The sequence below is a fragment of the Nonomuraea sp. NPDC052116 genome (genome assembly GCF_040680035.1).
GTDB lineage: Bacteria > Actinomycetota > Actinomycetes > Streptosporangiales > Streptosporangiaceae > Nonomuraea > Nonomuraea angiospora_A.
In genome coordinates this window covers 95,899-111,549 of the sequence record NZ_JBFAWA010000009.1, presented here as the reverse complement: position 1 = coordinate 111,549, position 15,651 = coordinate 95,899, and the positions used below count along the sequence as shown (strand labels likewise).

The window sequence follows — 15,651 nt, the reverse complement described above, 5'->3', positions numbered from 1 at the left end:
CTCAGCTCAGTCCGAACGCGGCCAGCGTCGCCCACGTCGCGGCCGTGCCGACCACCGCTCCGACGATGACCTGGGGCCAGGTGTGGTGTGTGAGGCGTACGCGTGCCCAGCACACCAGCGCGACCACGGCGGCTCCGGCGATCGCGGCCGGCCAGGCGGGCAGGACGTGCGCGAACACGACGACCGTGCCCGCCGAGACGGCGGCGTGAAAGGAGATCTTCCAGCGCAGCGTCACCGGCACGGTGACGGCCAGCGCGACCAGCATCGCGGTCACGGTGGCGACGAGCAGGGTCGGGGCGCCCATCACCACCAGCAGCGCCAGCGCGACCAGCACGGCCGCCATGGCGGCGAGCAGGGGGCCGGTGCGGCGGGCGCGGTCCACGATGTGGTGGGAGTCGAGGCGGCCCGTGCGCACACCGGCCGCGATCACCGCCGCCGGCACGCCGCCGCAGATCGCCGAGGCCACCAGCCCCCATGCCGCGCCGCCCCATCCCTGGGCCAGCAGGCCGACGACGGGCGGCATGGCGATCACCAGCACTTGGGGTGCCAGCAGGTTCGTCACGCGCTTCGCCACGAGGTCGGCTGTCATGTCACGAAAGAGTACGCGATCATGCCCGCCGCCCCCACCCACCCCTTCCACCCCACCCGCGGCCCCTTCGAAGGCCGGTGGCCTCACGGATCCATCGCCCCTCAGGCGCAGGCACGGCTCACTCGGGAGCGCGTCTCCGTCATGGGCGAGGCACCGCCGTGGGAGCGGCACCGCTCGTCATGCGGGTCGCATCCGGACGCGGCCGTGAAGGGGCGGGGCGCTTCGTGGCGTGGGCAGGGGTGGTGGAGTGGCCCTGCAGACGTGAGCAACCTCACCGCAGCGCCCAGCCAGCGCGAAAGGCCCGGCGAGCGCGAGGGGCCCGGCGAGCGAAGGACCGGTGGGCGTGAAGGAGCCCGGTTGTCAGCCCTTGCCGGCCGCGTTCACGATCCGCGTCGTGGAGCGGCCGGGGATGGAGGCCATCTCCCAGCACTCGGACCCCAGGATCGCCGCCGCCGCCGCGCGGGCGCCCGCGTGCGGGTCGCCGGCCGTGTGCGCGAGCGCCCCCGGCCGCATCGGGGCCAGGAGGTCGATGTAGTCCTCCGGCCCGTGCGCGTCGGGCGGCCCCGTCACGATGAAGACGCCGGTCACGAAGCGGAGCGCGGCCAGCACCTCGGCCCGCTCCTCCGCCGGGTTGAGCGGGCGGCTCGGCCCCTTCCAGGCCCGCACCCGGGGATCGTCCTCCACGCCGACGACCAGCGGCAGGCCGCGGTCGGCCACCGCGCCCAGGTAGCGCACGTGGCCGACGTGCAGGATGTCGAAGACGCCGGTCACGACCGCCGCCCCCACCTGGTCGTACGGTTGCACCCAGACGGCCTCCAGGCTGCTCACGCGACCTCCCACGCTCTCCCCTATAGGCCTAGACGACTCGTCGATCGCAGCGTACTCGGTCGGCGTCCGCGGTCGTGCAGCCGACCTCGGGCAAGGTCATTCCTACCTTTTCGCGATAATCTCCGGCCCCCTGTCAGCGCGTCTCATAACGTCACCGGATTTGGGGGAGGTCGCCGTGGCACCGCCGGACTTTCACAGCGTCGACGGAGGCGACTCCCGTGATCTCGTGGCCCGGCTCCCGGGCGTGCCGTCGCAGGTGGCCAGGGCCCGGGGGCTCGTGACGGCCGCGCTCGGCCGCGACCACCCCCTGTACGACGACGCCGCGCTGCTCACCAGCGAACTGGCCACGAACGCGATCCTGCACACCAGGTCCGGGGCGGGCGGTTCGTTCACGGTGACCGTGAGCAGCTCGGAGACGGCGGTGCGGGTGCTCGTGTCGGACGCCGGGTCCGACGGGCCGCCGTGCGTGTGCCGTACGAGCGCGCAGTCCACCAGCGGGCGCGGCCTGCCGCTGATCGAGGCGCTCAGCCACCGCTGGGGCTTCACCCGTGAGGACGGCACGACGACGGTCTGGTTCGAGCTCCTGTGGTCCCACCTCTCGGCCGGGATGGCCGTCTGACTAGACGTCCAGGCGGCACAGGCCCTCGGCGAGGGCCTTGGTGGTCAGGCGGGTACGGCTGTCGCAGCCGAGCTTGGCGAAGATGTGCTCCAGATGGGTCGTCACCGTGCGGACGCTGAGCACCAGCGCGGCGGCGATCTGCGGGTTGGAGTCGCCGGCCGCCACGCGGGTGAGCACGTCCACCTCGCGCCCCGTCAGGTCGTACGGCAGCGGGCACGGCCGTTCGGCCACCACCGCGCCCTGGAGCGCCCCCTGGAACCCGACCCCGGCCCTGAGCAGCCGCAGCTCGTGCCAGCACCCCTTGCGGTCGAGCCAGAGCCCGTGCCTGCTCAGCTCCCGCGAGTCGATGAACGCCCGGGCGAACGCCGCCATCGCCGGATCCTCCCGCAGCACGGCCGACGCCTCGTGGCCCGGCACCTGGCGCCGCGTCCCCACCCGGTCGAAGGCCACCGCCCGGAAGTCCGCCGGCAGCCCGACCGGGTCGATGACGCACCTGGTCAGGTCGGTGACGTGGGCGAGCATCGGGCTGATCGCGACGACCAGCGCGCCCGTGAGCCGGGGGAAGCAGTCCTTGGTGGCCAGGTGGAGCAGCCCCGTGTAGCGGCCCTCGCTCAGGAACAGCGGCGCCGTCAGCCCTGCCCGCCAGCCGTAGGGGGCGAGGTGGCGCCGGAAGTAGCGGGCGGTGCCCGGCTCCGGCATGATCACCGGCGCGCGGGTCGCGATGGCCCTGCGGCACGCCTCCAGCCCGGCATATTCCTCGGCCGCGTCGTGGTCGATGCGCCGGTGGCCGTCGGACACGACGCTGTGGTGCCGCCCCGTGGCCGGGTCGAACGCGACGAACTCGTAGGCGTCCACCGGGACCACCCGGCGCAGCGCCGCCATCGCCGCGTGGGCGCCGCCGCTGGCCGCGACCTGGTAGCCGACCTCGGCGAACGCCTGGAGCTGGCGGACGTCAAGGGTGATCTCGGCCACCGAGCCTTTATATCATTTGCCAAACCTTGAGGTCTTCTTGAAACTTTTTTTCACGAGCACCCGGACTCCCCGGTGAGGGGCCCACCGCCGCCGGGATCGGGGCGCCCCAGGTTCGCCGCAGAGCGGCGAGCGGATTCGCGACCTTTGTTCCGGGGCTTGGAGATCGAATAGATAACGGCCCCTTCCCTCCGCGCGTAACCGGCTCGTAAAGTCCGCTGCAACGCCGTGTCGGGGAAGGAAGTGTCTTGACCGAGCTGAGCGACCGTGAGGCCGAGCTTGTCTCCGCGCACGAACAGGAACGCCCGGCGCGGCAACTCGGCGGGCCTCTGCGGCTCGGCGTGTGGATCGTGGGCGGGCTGCTGTCGGTTTATTCGCTGGTGGTGGTGTTTCGGCCGGTGGAGGCGCTGGAACACCGGCTGACGTTCCTTGCGGTGGCGCTGCCGCTGGTCTTCCTCTGCTACCGGTCGGGCTGGTCGTCATTCCTGCCGCGGCTGTTCCGGCGCGGCGCCGCCGCGAGCCCGCCCCCTGAAACGACGGCGGAGGACGACCCACCCGCAAGCGTGCAGAGAGCGGAGGGGACGCGGCGGTCCGAGCGGCCGTCCGTGGCCGACTGGCTGCTCGCCGCCGCCTCGCTGGCCGTGCTGGTCTATCCGCTGCTCGACATCGACGGGTTCCGCGATCGGGGCTCCGGCGCCGCGCTGACGGACCTCGACATCGTGGCTGGCCTGGCGCTGACGGTGCTGCTCCTGGAGGCGGTACGGCGCACCGTCGGCTGGTCCCTGACCATCATCTGCGTAATTTTCCTGATTTATGCCTATTACGGCGCATATTTGCCGATTGACTGGACCATCGGGCACCGTGGCTTCGACCTCGGCCAAATCGTGTCCCAGCTCTACACCGGCACCGAGGGCTTCTTCGGCGTCCCCATGCAAGTGGCCGCCAGTTACATCATCCTTTTCACGATTTACGGCGCCGTGCTCGACTATTCGGGCGCGAGCAAGTTCTTCATCGACCTGAGCTTCGCCGCCTTCCGCAAGTCCCGCGCCGCCCCCGGCCGTACCGTGACCACGGCCGGCTTCCTGCTCGGCACCGTGTCGGGCTCCGGCGTGGCCACCACGGTCAGCCTGGGCAGCGTCGCCTGGCCGGTGCTGCGGCGGGCCGGCTATCCGAAGGAGCCGGCGGGCGGCATCCTCGCGGCCGGCGGCATCGGCGCCATCCTGTCGCCGCCCACGCTGGGCGCGGCGGCGTTCATCATCGCGGAGTACCTGAGGGTCAGCTACCTCGAGGTGCTCCTGTACGCGACGATCCCCACGCTCCTGTACTACCTGGGCATCTTCCTGGCCATCGAGATCGACTCGCGCCGCTTCAGCACCCACGCCGTGCAGGTGGACGCGCCCAAGGCCGGCAAGCTGCTGCTGCGCTTCGGCTACCACTTCAGCTCGCTCATCCTCATCATCGTGCTGATGGCGCTGGACCGCTCGGCGTTCCAGTCCGTGGTGATCGCCACCGCCATCGCGTTCGCGCTGTCGTTCCTCGACCCGCAGCACCGCATGGGCCCCAAGCGCGTCGGGCAGGCGCTGGCCAAGGGCACGCTGGAGGTGCTGCCGGTGACCGCGGTGTGCGCGGCGGCGGGCATCATCGTCGGCGTCATCACGCAGACCGGCCTCGGCCTCAACCTCAGCGCGATCATCGTGGACTTCGCCGCGGGCAACCTCGTGCTGACCACGCTCATGTCCGGCATCGCGGTCATGCTGCTGGGCCTGGCCGTGCCGGTGACCGCGAGCTTCATCATCGCCGCGGTGATCATCGGCCCGGCGCTCACGACGCTCGGGGTGACGCAGGCCGAGGCCTACATGTTCGTCTTCTACTACGCGGTCCTGTCGGAGGTGAGCCCGCCCACGGCGCTGTCCGCGGTCGCGGCGGCGGCGATCACCGGCGGCAACACGTACAAGACGATGATGATGACCTGGCGCTACACGCTGCCGGCGTTCCTGGTGCCGTTCGCCTTCGTGCTGACGCCCAACGGGCAGGCGCTGCTCGGGCAGGGGCCGATCGGCACCGTGCTGCTGATGACGGCCGTCTCGGCCGTCGCCGTGGCGGCCCTCGCGCTGGCGACCGGCGGCATGAGCGGCTGGCCCGAGCGCGTGCTCGCGGCGATCGCCGCGGTGCTGCTGCTCTTCCTCGAACCCGTTCCCATCGTCGCCGGTCTGGCCGTCCTGGCCGTGGCCGTAGCCGTGCACCTCGTCAGAAGCAGGAGAAGGGACCCAGCGTGAAGCGGATCTTTGCGATAGTGGCCGTCGCCGTCCTGACCGCGGCCGGCTGCGGCGGAGGTGGCGCGGGCGGATCCGGCAACCGGCTGTCGATCGCCACGGGCGGCACGACGGGCGTCTATTACGTGTACGGCGGCGGCCTGGCCAAGCTGCTGTCGGCCAACATCCCCAACACCCAGGCCACGGCCTCGGTCACCTCGGCCTCCGTCGAGAACATCAAGCTGCTCGCCTCCGGCAAGGCCGACATCGGCTTCTCCCAGTCCGACACGGCGGCCGACGCCGTCAACGGCAAGGACACCTTCACCTCGAAGCAGCCCATCAAGGCCATCGCCCGCATCTACGACAACTACACGCAACTCGTCGTCGCACCCGGCGTCCGGGCCGCCAGGGTGGCCGACCTGAAGGGGAAGCGCGTCTCGCTCGGCCCGGCCAACTCCGGCACCCAGGTCGTGGCCAGGCGGGTCCTGCAGGCGGCCGGGATCAACCCGGACAACGACATCACCAAGCAGCAGCTGTCGATCAACGAGTCGGTGCAGGCCGTCAAGGACGGCACGATCGACGCGTTCTTCTGGGTCGGCGGCCTGCCCACGGCCGGCATCACCGACCTGGCCACGAGCAAGCCGGACGTGAAGGTGCTCGACACGAGCGACGTGCTGACGACCATGCAGTCGACGTACGGCCAGCAGTACGTCGGCCTCGACGTGGACCTGTCCCTCTACAAGCTGTCCGGCTCGATCAAGACCGTCGGCATCGCGAACGTGCTGCTGGTGCCCGACAAGATGAGCGACCAGCTCGCCTACGACATCACCAGGACCCTGTTCGAGAAGAAGGCCGAGCTGGCGGCCGTGCATCCGGAGGCCAAGAAGCTCGACGTCATGCTGGGCCAGCAGGTGGCGCCGGTCGAGCTGCACCCGGGCGCGGCCCGCTACTACAAGGAAAAGGCCTGACGAGGCTGCTCGCGGCCCTCGCGGCGGCGCTCACCGTGGTGGCGGCGCTCTGCTCCGGCGGGAGCGCCGGCCTCCTCACCGTGAACGGCCTGCCCGTCGTCGCGGGCGCCTTCTCGATCGGGTACGTGCACTCGATCTACCGGGCGCCGTCCGCGGAGGTGTTCACCGTGGAGGGCCGCCGGTTCACCATGCGGGCGGTCGTCTCGACCAACGAGAGCGTGCTGGAGTACTACGCGCTCGACGGGACCCGGGTGCGCACCCCTGAGGGCATGTGGGTGCTGCGCCTGGCCGTGCCCGCCACGTACGAGGAGCTGTCCCTGCTCACCACGTCGATCGGCCGCCGGACCCTCATCTCGGGCGGCCGCTGCCTGCCCCTGTTCCCGGTGGCCGGCGCCGCGCGGGTGCGGCTGGCCGTGGAGGAGCGGCCGGACGCGCGGAGCGGGCCCTGCGGCCCGCCCTACGACCTGGCCGCGCTGCGATGGGCCCCGCGGGCGCTCACAGCCAGTCCTTCTTCTTGAACACCACGTACAGCGTCACCGACAGGCCGGCCACCAGCATCGTGGAGATCCAGAACCCCCACGGCTGCCCTTCGCCCGGGTAGGGCACGTTCTGCCCGTAGTAGCCGGTGATCGCGGTGGGCACGGCGATGATCGCGGCCCAGCTGGTGAGCCGCTTCATGATCTCGTTCAGCCGGAAGCCCTGCTGGGCGAGGCGGGTCTCGCGGGCGTTCGCGAGCATGTCGCGGATGGTCTCCACCCATTCCGCCACCCGCTGGATGTGGTCGTTGACGTCCTGGTAGTAGGGGACCATGGCGGGCTCGGCGATGAAGTCCTGGTCGCGGTGGATCAGGGTGCCGACCACCTCGCGCATCGGCATCGAGATCTTGCGGAGCCGGGCGGTGATCTTGCGCAGCTCGTACATCCTGCGCTGCAGGGCCCTGCCGTCATGGGGCCCGTCCTCGTCGAACAGCGACTCCTCCAGCGCCTCCGCCTGCGCGTCGAGGTCCTGCACCAGGTCGAACTGGCTGTCGACCACGTAGTCGAGCAGCCCGTGCAGCAGGAACGACACGCCGTGGCCGGCCAGCCGGGTGTTGGCGTCCCAGCGCTTGACCACGTCGCGGATGTCGAAGTGGTCGTTCTCGCGGACGGTGACCAGGGCGTTCCTGGTGACGAAGATGTTCACCTCGACGGGGTCGAGCTGCCCGTCGTCGAAGTGCACCCCGTAAACGGTGATGAACAAGTGATTGTCGTATATATCGACCTTCGGCCGCTGATGGTCGGATAGCACGTCCTCGACCGCCAGCTCGTGCAGCCCCAGTTCCTCACTGATCACGCCGAGGTCGGCGGGCGAGGGGCAGCACAGGTCGAACCAGACCGTGTTGCCGGGATCCTCCACATAGTCGGAGACCTCCTCGATCGGGAAGCCTTCCTTCTCGAGGGTGCCGTTCCTGTACAGACGTGTGTGCACTAGCCGAGTCTGGCAAATCGTCTCGCGTTACGCACAGCCGCTCCCCCAGGATCGTTGTTGAAGTAGACGTAGACGTCCCGCCAGCCCGCCTCATGCAGGCGTCTCGCCCACGTCCTCAGCGCGGTGTCGCCGTACGACCAGCCGGACGGCCCCTCGTGCAGGCGCACGTAACCCCAGTCCGCCGTGCGCCAGAGCGGGCTCTGCGGCTTGCCCAGCCGGTCGGCCCAGCACAGCGCGGCCCCGTGCGCGGTCAGGAGCCCGCGGATGTCCTCCGTCCACCACGACTCGTGCCGCGGCTCGACGGCCACCCGGACGCCCGCCGGGAAGCAGCGCAGGCACCGGTCGAGCCGGTCCGCGTCGGCCTTCAGCGTGGGCGGCAGCTGCAGCAGGACCGGCCCGAGCTTGTCCTTCAGCTCCGACGCGCGGCTCATCAGGCGCCCCACCGGCTCCTCGGGGTCGGCCAGCCGCTTGATGTGGGTCAGGAACCTGCTGGCCTTGACCGCCATCACGAACCCGTCCGGCGTGCGGTCCCGCCAGGCCGCGAACGTCTCGGGGCTCGGCAGCCGGTAGAACGCGTTGTTGCTCTCGACGGTCGGGAACTCGGCCGCGTACTCCTCCAGCCAGAGCCGCTGCGGGACGTCCTGCGGATAGAGCACCCCGCGCCAGTCCTTGTACTGCCACCCCGAAGTGCCCACCAGCCACGACATGCTTTTACGCCTACCCAGCGGGCCGGGGTGCAGTACTGTCTTCAGCCGAGGAGGACACTTACTTCGATGGGCGCCAATCACGGGCATCCCCCCGGCTCCCGGCGTACGGTGATGGCCGGTCTGGCCGTGCTCGTGCCGCTGGCGATCATCACCCTCGCCGGCCTGCTGTGGCTCTGGCCGGACGGGACGGTGAGCACCGGCACCGCCCAGTCCAGCGTGCAGCGGGTCACCGGGACGATCACCGGTGTCACGCTCAAGAAGTGCCCCGCCGCCTCCGAAGGCGCGCCCCAGCCCGACCCGGCCACCTGCGGCGACGCCGACGTCCGCGTCGAGGGCGGCCAGATCGTCACGCTCCGGCTGCCCAGCGGGCCCGGGGCCCAGCACTTCGCCGCGGGCGACGACGTGATCCTGCTGCGCGACGCGGACGGCGAGCACCAGATCTCCGACCACGACCGGTCGACGCCGCTGTGGCTGTTCGGGGCGGCCTTCGCGCTGGCGGTCATCGCCTTCGGCCGCTGGCGCGGGGTGACGGCGCTGGTGGGGCTGGCGGTGACGTTCGTGCTGCTGCTGACGTTCGTCATCCCCGGCATCCTGGAGGGCGAGCCGCCCCTGCTGGTGGCCATCGTGGGGGCCTCGGCGATCATGCTGCTGGTCCTCTACCTCACGCACGGCTTCTCGCTGGCCACGTCGATGGCCGTGCTGGGCACGCTGGCCAGCCTGGCGCTGACCGGCCTGCTGTCGTACGGGGCGCTGGGCTTCGCCCGGCTCAACGGCATCACCGACGACAGCGCGCTGGCGCTGGACATGAGCCTGAAGATCGACACGCAGGGCCTGCTGCTGGCCAGCATCATCATCGGCGCGCTGGGGGTGCTCGACGACGTCACGGTCACCCAGGCCGTCACGGTGGCCGAGCTGGCGCACGCCAACCCCTCGTACGGCTTCGCCCGCCTCTACCGGGCGGCCGGCCGCATCGGCCGCGCGCACATCGCCTCGGTGATCAACACGATCATCCTGGCGTACGCGGGAGCGTCGCTGCCGTTGCTGCTGCTGTTCAGCATCGGGCAGCAGCCGCTGGGCGACGTGCTGACGACGCCGGTCATCGCCCAGGAGATCGTCCGTAGCATCGTCGGCACGCTGGGGCTCATCGCCGCCGTGCCCATCACCACGGCGCTGGCGGCCCTGACGGCCTCCCGCCACCACCCGGAGGAGAACGCCCAGGAGCCTCCCGCCGGGCGGGACGCGCAGGAGAGCTTCTTCACGCCGCACGCCCACCAGCACGACCCCGCCCAACACCCGGGCGAGCGCCCGGCCCGGCACCGCCGGCGGACGCGCACCTGATCGCGGCCGCCCGTCAGAGGGCCTCGGCGCTTCCGTCCACCCGCAGCTTCCGCCGGGCCCGCTCGTAGAACGTGGTCCCCAGCCGCACGACCTTCGCCGCCCCCGGCCACGCGGCCACGGTGACGGTGTCGCCGGGGCACAGGTGGGTCACCACGGCCCCGTCGACCTCCACCGCCAGCCGCCCGCTGGTCGGCAGCACCTCCAGCGTGACCTCCTCGTCGGCGGGCAGCACCAGCGCCCGGTTGAACGAGGAGTGGGCGGCGGCGGGCACCACCAGCACCGCCTCCACCCGGGGCGACACGATGGGACCGCCGGCCGAGAAGCTGTAGGCGGTCGAGCCCGTGGAGGTCGCCACGATCACCGCGTCGGCCGCGAAGCGCACGAAGTCGCTGCCCGCCGGGGTGACGGCGATCGCGGCCAGCCCTTCCCCGGGGATCCGGACCAGCGCGATGTCGTTGAACGCGGTCACATCCGTGCCGCCGAGCCGGCTCTTGATCGCCATGCGCGGCTCGATCGTGTAGCGGTGGTCATCGATGGCCGACAGCGTGTCCGCCAGCTCGTCCACGTCGATCTCGGCCAGGAAGCCGAGCTTGCCGAGGTTGACCCCCAGGATGGGGGTGGGCCGGCCGGCCAGCAGCCGCATGGTCCGCAGCATCGTGCCGTCGCCGCCCAGCCCGACCAGCAGGTCAGCCCGCTCGACGAGGGCCTCGGCGTCCACGGCCACGGCGGAGCAGTCGATCCGCCCCACTTCCTCGGGCAACCCGAGCACGGTGGCGCCCTTGTCACCGGCCCAGCGCAGGATGGTGTCTATCGCCTTCTTGGAGTCGCGCTGGGGATGCAGCACCAGCCCGACCGTACCGACCATGCCCATGAGGCCAACACTAGGCCAGCCGCCATGGGCCTGTCGGCATGGACCTGCCGAAGTCGTCAGCGGACGAGGCAGGGGCGCTTCGGGTCGAAGACCCAGTCCTTCACCAGATACCGCATGGCCACGGCATCGTCGCGGGCGCCGAGGCCGTGGCGCAGGTAGAGCTCGTGGGCCTCGGCCAGGGCCGCGCGGTCGAGCTCGACGCCGAGCCCGGGGGTCGTCGGCACCTCGATCGCGCCGTCCGTGATCCGGAACGGGCTGGTCGTCAGGGCTTGGCCGTCCTGCCAGATCCAGTGCGTGTCCAGCGCCGTGATCTCCCCCGGGGCCGCCGCCCCGACATGGGTGAACATCGCCAGCGAGATGTCGAAGTGGTTGTTGGAGTGAGAGCCCCAGGTCAGCCCGAAGTCGTGGCAGAGCTGGGCGACGCGGACCGACCCGGCCATGGTCCAGAAGTGCGGGTCGGCCAGCGGGATGTCCACCGCGCCTGCGCGTACAGCGTGGGCCATCTCCCGCCAGTCGGTGGCGATCATGTTCGTCGCGGTGGGCAGCCCGGTGGCCCGCCTGAACTCGGCCATCGTCTCCCGGCTGGAGAAGCGGCCCTCGGCCCCGCACGGGTCCTCGGCGTAGGCCAGGACGCCCCCCAGCCCGCGGCACAGCCGTACGGCGTCGGCGAGCAGCCAGCCGCCGTTGGGGTCGAGGGTGACGCGCGCCTCGGGGAAGCGGCGGGCCAGCGCCGTGACCGCCTCGATCTCCTCCTCGCCCGTCAGCACCCCGCCCTTGAGCTTGAAGTCGGCGAAGCCGTAACGCTCCTGGGCGGCCTCGGCCAGCGCGACCACCGCGTCCGGCGTGAGCGCCTCCTGGCGGCGCAGCCGCGACCAACGGTCCTCGCCCGCGTCGTCCACCCGGTAGGGCAGGTCGGTCCTGCCCGGGTCGCCGACGTAGAAGAGGTAGCCCAGCATCGGCACCCGGTCCCGCTGACGGCCCTCGCCGAGCAGGTCGGCCACCGGCAGGCCCAGGTACTGGCCGTGCAGGTCGAGCAGGGTGGACTCCAGGCCGGTGACCGCGTGCACGGTGGTGCGCAGGTCGAAGGTCTGGGCGCCGCGCCCGCCCGCGTCCCGGTCGGCGAACCGCTCCGACACCGACCGCAGCAGGCTGCGGTACCGGGCGACGGGCTCGCCGGCCAGCAGCGCGCCCGCCTCCTCGACGGTCCTCCGGATCGCCTCGCCGCCGGGCACCTCACCGAGGCCGGTGCGCCCGTCGGAGTCGGTGGTGATGACGACGTTGCGGGTGAAGAAAGGGCCGTGGGCGCCGCTGAGGTTGAGCAGCATGCTGTCGTACCCGGCCACCGGGACGACCTCGACGCGCTGGATGGTGGGAGACATGGGGCCCTAGCTGATCTTGTTGATGAGGGCGGTCAGCTCGGCGAGCTCGCCGTCGGTGAGGTTCTGCAGCGGCGGCCGGACGGGGCCCGCCGGGCGCCCGACGGCGGCCAGGCCCGCCTTGATGATCGAGACGGCGTACCCCTTCTGCCGGTCGCGGATGTCCAGGTACGGGATCACGAACTCCTTGATCCGCCGGTAGACGGCGTCCCGGTTCTGGGCGCGGACGTCGGCGTAGAAGTCGAGCGCGTACTGCGGGACGAAGTTGAAGATCGCCGAGGAGTACGTGCTCATGCCGAGCTGCAGCAGCGGCAGCGCGAACGTCTCGGCCGTGGGCAGGCCGCCGATGTAGGCCAGGCGGTCGCCGACGGTGGCGTAGATGCGGGTGAGGTGCTCGATGCTGCCGACGCCGTCCTTGAACCCGACGAGGTTCGGGTTGCGGTCGGCCAGGGCCTCGACGGAGCGGTCGTTCAGGATCGCGTTGGCCCGGCTGTAGACGATCACGCCGAGGTTGGTGGCGCGGCACACCGCGGAGACGTGCTCCACCAGGCCCGCCTGCCCGGCCTCCGTGAGGTAGGGGGGCATGAGCAGCAGCCCGTCGGCCCCGGCGGCCTCGGCGGCCTGGGCCTGCGCGACGGCGTTCGCGGTGCCGCCGGTGGCGGGGGCCACGACCGGCAGCCTGCCGTTCACCTCATCGACCGCCGCCCGCACCACCCGGTCGATCTCGGCGGGGGTGAGCGAGAAGCCTTCGCCGGTGCCGCCCGCGGCGAACAGTCCGGCCACGGGGTACGCGCTCAACCAGGACAGGTGGTCCCGGTAACCCGCCTCGTCGAACTCCAGCTCCTGCGTGAAATGGGTGACAGGGAACGACAGCAGGCCGCTCTTGAGCTGGGCGGCGAGCTCCTGGGGCGAGATATTCGGCATGAACGTCCTCTGTTGACACGCGGCCCGTGGGATCCCCCGCACCGCCGGTAAAGGTTGATGCCGTCAGGCTAGGAAGGAGGGTGGATTCCTGTCCAAGCCCGATTCTGTATCTGGCGATACCGAACGAGCATCGTCCCGTCCGGGGTCGGGCAGCAGCTCCAGGACGCGCCACAGGGCGGGGTTGGTGGAGCCGTGGTCCCAGATGACGTGCAGCTCGACCGGCTTGCCCGCGACGCCTGCCCTTTCTTTGGCCCCCTCGTCGAGCGGATCGCCGCCCCCTCGTACCAGGTCGCAGAAGACGATGCCGTCGATGCCGAGCGAGCGCGCGCTGGCCGGCGCCAGCGCCACGCCCCGGCCGGCGGCCACGAGCAGGGCGGCGGTGAGGATCTGGTGCACCTGCTGCTCGATCCTGGGGTGGGCGTTGGTGAGGAAGCGGACGGTCAGCTCATGGAAGTAACGCGACTGCACGGGGTTGTAGCTGATGACCGGAATGCCGTCGAAGTCGTCGGGCGCGAGCGGCCGGCCCAGGCCGGCCAGCGGATGGCCCATGGGGACCACGGCGCACAGCGGCTCGCGGAAGACCACGCGGGAGTCGAGCGTGGCGATGTCGAAGGGCGGGCGGGCCAGGCCCAGGTCGAGCTCGCCGCGCAGGATGCCGTCCACCTGCCCGGCGGTCACCCGCTCGTGGAGGATGACGTCGATCTCCGGCAGTTGCTCCGTGAGGCGGCGCAGGATCGTGCCGAGCATGCTGATGGCCGAGACGGCGGTGAAGCCGAGCCGTACGGTGCCCGTGGCGCCCTTGGCGATGCGGCGGGCCCGGTCACCCGCGGTGTCGACGAGGGAGAGCATGCGCCGCGCGTCCTCCAGGAAGCCGCGCCCGGCGTCGGTGAGCACGACGCGCCGGTTGTCGCGTTCCAGGAGGGTCACGCCGATCGCGCGCTCCAGCTTCTGGATGTGGCGACTGAGCGGCGGCTGCGTCATGCGTAGCCGATCGGCGGCCCGGCCGAAGTGGAGCTCCTCGGCGACCGCCACGAATGCCCGGATCTGATCCAGTGTTAGCATGATGCCCGCAGAGTATCACCTGATACCGAATTGAGCCTGGACAGGCATCGAGGCAGGTCCCTAGTCTCCGGAGACTACAGAGCGGAAACAACCCCGTAACCTCCATAGACGCCGCTCGCATATAAGGAGAAGTCCATGCCGACATCACGGACGACCCGCCGCCGCATTCTCGCGGGTGTCATCGGCGGCGCCGCCGCGCTCGCGCTGACGGCGTGCGGTGGCGTCAAGACCACGTCCTCCGGCGGCGGTGACGGTAAATATCCGACGGGCAACATCGAGTTCAGCGTCGGCGCGTCCGCGGGCGGCTCGACCGACCTCATCACCCGGGCGCTGGCCCAGGGCATGGGCAAGGAGCTCGGCGTCTCCGCCCCGGTGCTCAACAAGCCCGGCGCGAACGGCGCGCTCAACGCCAAGGAGCTCCAGGCCGCGAAGGCCGACGGCTACAAGATCGCCGTCCAGAACGCGTCCCTGTTCACCATCACGCCGCTCACGGTCTCCCCCGCCGAGGCCACGAAGATCGACTCGTTCGACGTCATCACCGGCGTCTCGCGTGACGACTACGTCATGGCGACCAACTCCCAGTCCGGCTACAAGTCCATCGAGGACATGAAGAAGGCCGGCAAGACCATCCGTTACGGCACGACCGGCGTCGGCACGGGCGCCCAGCTCGCCTCCGCGCTGACCTTCAAGACCGCCGGCATCGAGGCCACGGCCGTGCCCTTCGACGGCGGCGCCCCCGCGCTGACCGCCCTGCTGGGCAACCAGGTGGACGTCTCCACCATGCAGATCGGCGAGGCCATCGAGAACATCAAGGCCGGCAAGCTCGTCCCGCTCGCGGTCTTCTCCGACCAGCGCATCCCCTTCCTGCCGGACGTGAAGACGGCCAAGGAGCAGGGCTTCGACGTCCTGGTGACGCAGTACCGCTTCCTGACCGCGCCCAAGGGCACGCCCGAGGACGTCAAGACCCGCCTGCTGGAGTCGGCGAAGAAGACGTTCGCCACGCCGGAGTACAAGAAGTTCAACGAGGACAACTCGCTCACCCCGATGGAGGTCTCCCCGCAGGAGGTGCTCTCTTCCCTGCAGAAGGACACCGCCACGTACAAGGAGCAGCTGACCAAGTACGGCATCAGCCTCGCCGGATAGTCCCCTAGGAGCGAGCATGTCCATGTCTGACCCTCTTGAGGCCGGCCCTCTCGAGTCCGGCCCTGAGGTCGCCGACGACACCCGGCCACCGCACGCCGGCCCTCTCTCGCAGATCTCGGCGGCCCTGGTGGCGCTGGCGGTCGGCGTCGCCGGGGCGATCGGCTCCCTCGCGCTCGGGCTCGGCCGCATGACCCAGCCGGGCCCCGGCCTGTGGCCGTTCGCCATCAGCGTCGTCATCGTCGTGCTGTCGGCGGTGCTCGTCGTCACCGGCCGCAAGCTCGAGGACACCGAGCGGTTCTCGAAGGCGAGCCTGCTAACCGCGGCCGGCCTGGTGACGCTCATCATGCTGGCCTGGCTGCTGCCGCTGATCGGCTTCGAGATCCCCTCCCTGCTGCTGGTGTTCGTCTGGCTGCGCTGGCTGGGCAAGGAGTCGTGGCGCACCTCCATCGTGGTCAGCGTGCTGACGGTGGCGGCGTTCTACCTGCTCTTCGTCGTGCTGCTCCAGGTCCCGCTCCCGCGCCTCATCTGAGAAGACCCC

At 70.9% G+C, this 15,651-nt stretch carries 16 protein-coding genes; 7 read left to right on the top strand and 9 right to left on the bottom strand.

Annotated features, from left to right (window positions below; all coding sequences use genetic code 11):
* Position 1 precedes the first annotated feature (1 nt).
* Both AB0L65_RS19125 and AB0L65_RS19120 read right to left on the bottom strand, forming a co-directional pair.
* Positions 2-589, bottom strand: coding sequence for a hypothetical protein (locus AB0L65_RS19125; protein ID WP_364246920.1), 588 nt, complete (start codon positions 587-589; stop codon positions 2-4).
* Positions 590-949: 360 nt separating this feature from the next.
* Complete coding sequence (locus tag AB0L65_RS19120; RefSeq protein ID WP_364246917.1) at positions 950-1,417, bottom strand: adenylyltransferase/cytidyltransferase family protein; 468 nt, start codon at positions 1,415-1,417, stop codon at positions 950-952.
* Between the two features lie 175 nt (positions 1,418-1,592).
* Here AB0L65_RS19120 and AB0L65_RS19115 point away from each other — a divergent pair, with 175 nt between their 5' ends.
* A complete protein-coding gene (locus AB0L65_RS19115; RefSeq protein ID WP_355192081.1) occupies positions 1,593-2,036 on the top strand; it encodes an ATP-binding protein in 444 nt (147 codons plus the stop codon).
* Here AB0L65_RS19115 and AB0L65_RS19110 read toward each other — a convergent pair whose 3' ends face one another.
* Entirely contained in the window at positions 2,037-3,008 is a 972-nt protein-coding gene (locus tag AB0L65_RS19110; protein WP_364246914.1) for a LuxR C-terminal-related transcriptional regulator, read from the bottom strand.
* A gap of 245 nt (positions 3,009-3,253) precedes the next feature.
* On the opposite strand from AB0L65_RS19110, the gene AB0L65_RS19105 reads away from it, so the two are divergent.
* From AB0L65_RS19105 to AB0L65_RS19095, 3 genes are read left to right on the top strand one after another with little or no spacing between them, the layout of a single operon-like run.
* Positions 3,254-5,281: a TRAP transporter fused permease subunit gene (locus tag AB0L65_RS19105; protein WP_364246911.1), complete on the top strand. Its 2,028-nt coding sequence runs from the start codon at positions 3,254-3,256 to the stop codon at positions 5,279-5,281.
* Complete coding sequence (locus tag AB0L65_RS19100; RefSeq protein WP_364246909.1) at positions 5,278-6,225, top strand: TAXI family TRAP transporter solute-binding subunit; 948 nt, start codon at positions 5,278-5,280, stop codon at positions 6,223-6,225. Before AB0L65_RS19105 ends, AB0L65_RS19100 begins: the two co-directional genes overlap by 4 nt.
* A gap of 38 nt (positions 6,226-6,263) precedes the next feature.
* Positions 6,264-6,743, top strand: a complete 480-nt coding sequence (locus AB0L65_RS19095; RefSeq protein WP_364246906.1) for a DUF1850 domain-containing protein — start codon at positions 6,264-6,266, stop codon at positions 6,741-6,743.
* Here AB0L65_RS19095 and AB0L65_RS19090 read toward each other — a convergent pair.
* On the bottom strand, positions 6,721-7,692 hold the full coding sequence (locus tag AB0L65_RS19090) for a magnesium transporter CorA family protein (RefSeq protein WP_364246904.1): 972 nt from the start codon (positions 7,690-7,692) through the stop codon (positions 6,721-6,723). The genes AB0L65_RS19095 and AB0L65_RS19090 overlap by 23 nt on opposite strands.
* Entirely contained in the window at positions 7,692-8,399 is a 708-nt protein-coding gene (locus AB0L65_RS19085) for a DUF72 domain-containing protein (protein WP_364246901.1), read from the bottom strand. The genes AB0L65_RS19090 and AB0L65_RS19085 overlap by 1 nt, the downstream gene beginning before the upstream one ends.
* A 66-nt stretch (positions 8,400-8,465) precedes the next feature.
* Between AB0L65_RS19085 and AB0L65_RS19080 the strand changes: the two genes are divergently transcribed.
* Positions 8,466-9,737, top strand: coding sequence for a YibE/F family protein (locus tag AB0L65_RS19080; RefSeq protein WP_364246899.1), 1,272 nt, complete (start codon positions 8,466-8,468; stop codon positions 9,735-9,737).
* Positions 9,738-9,750: 13 nt separating this feature from the next.
* On the opposite strand, the gene AB0L65_RS19075 is transcribed toward AB0L65_RS19080, so the two are convergent.
* The 4 genes from AB0L65_RS19075 to AB0L65_RS19060 form a co-directional block, all read right to left on the bottom strand.
* Entirely contained in the window at positions 9,751-10,608 is an 858-nt protein-coding gene (locus AB0L65_RS19075; protein ID WP_364246896.1) for an NAD(+)/NADH kinase, read from the bottom strand.
* Between the two features lie 56 nt (positions 10,609-10,664).
* Positions 10,665-11,987 (bottom strand): enolase C-terminal domain-like protein, encoded by a 1,323-nt coding sequence (locus AB0L65_RS19070; protein ID WP_357728084.1) that lies wholly within the window; start codon positions 11,985-11,987, stop codon positions 10,665-10,667.
* A gap of 6 nt (positions 11,988-11,993) precedes the next feature.
* Positions 11,994-12,908 carry a 5-dehydro-4-deoxyglucarate dehydratase gene (gene kdgD, locus AB0L65_RS19065; protein ID WP_364246893.1) on the bottom strand — a complete coding sequence of 305 codons (915 nt, stop codon included), beginning with the start codon at positions 12,906-12,908 and terminating at the stop codon, positions 11,994-11,996.
* A 63-nt stretch (positions 12,909-12,971) separates the two neighbouring features.
* Positions 12,972-13,970 (bottom strand): LysR family transcriptional regulator, encoded by a 999-nt coding sequence (locus AB0L65_RS19060; RefSeq protein ID WP_364246891.1) that lies wholly within the window; start codon positions 13,968-13,970, stop codon positions 12,972-12,974.
* Between the two features lie 135 nt (positions 13,971-14,105).
* Between AB0L65_RS19060 and AB0L65_RS19055 the strand changes: the two genes are divergently transcribed.
* Positions 14,106-15,113: a tripartite tricarboxylate transporter substrate binding protein gene (locus AB0L65_RS19055; RefSeq protein WP_364246888.1), complete on the top strand. Its 1,008-nt coding sequence runs from the start codon at positions 14,106-14,108 to the stop codon at positions 15,111-15,113.
* Positions 15,114-15,135: 22 nt separating this feature from the next.
* Positions 15,136-15,642: a tripartite tricarboxylate transporter TctB family protein gene (locus AB0L65_RS19050; protein ID WP_350726573.1), complete on the top strand. Its 507-nt coding sequence runs from the start codon at positions 15,136-15,138 to the stop codon at positions 15,640-15,642.
* Positions 15,643-15,651 lie beyond the last annotated feature (9 nt).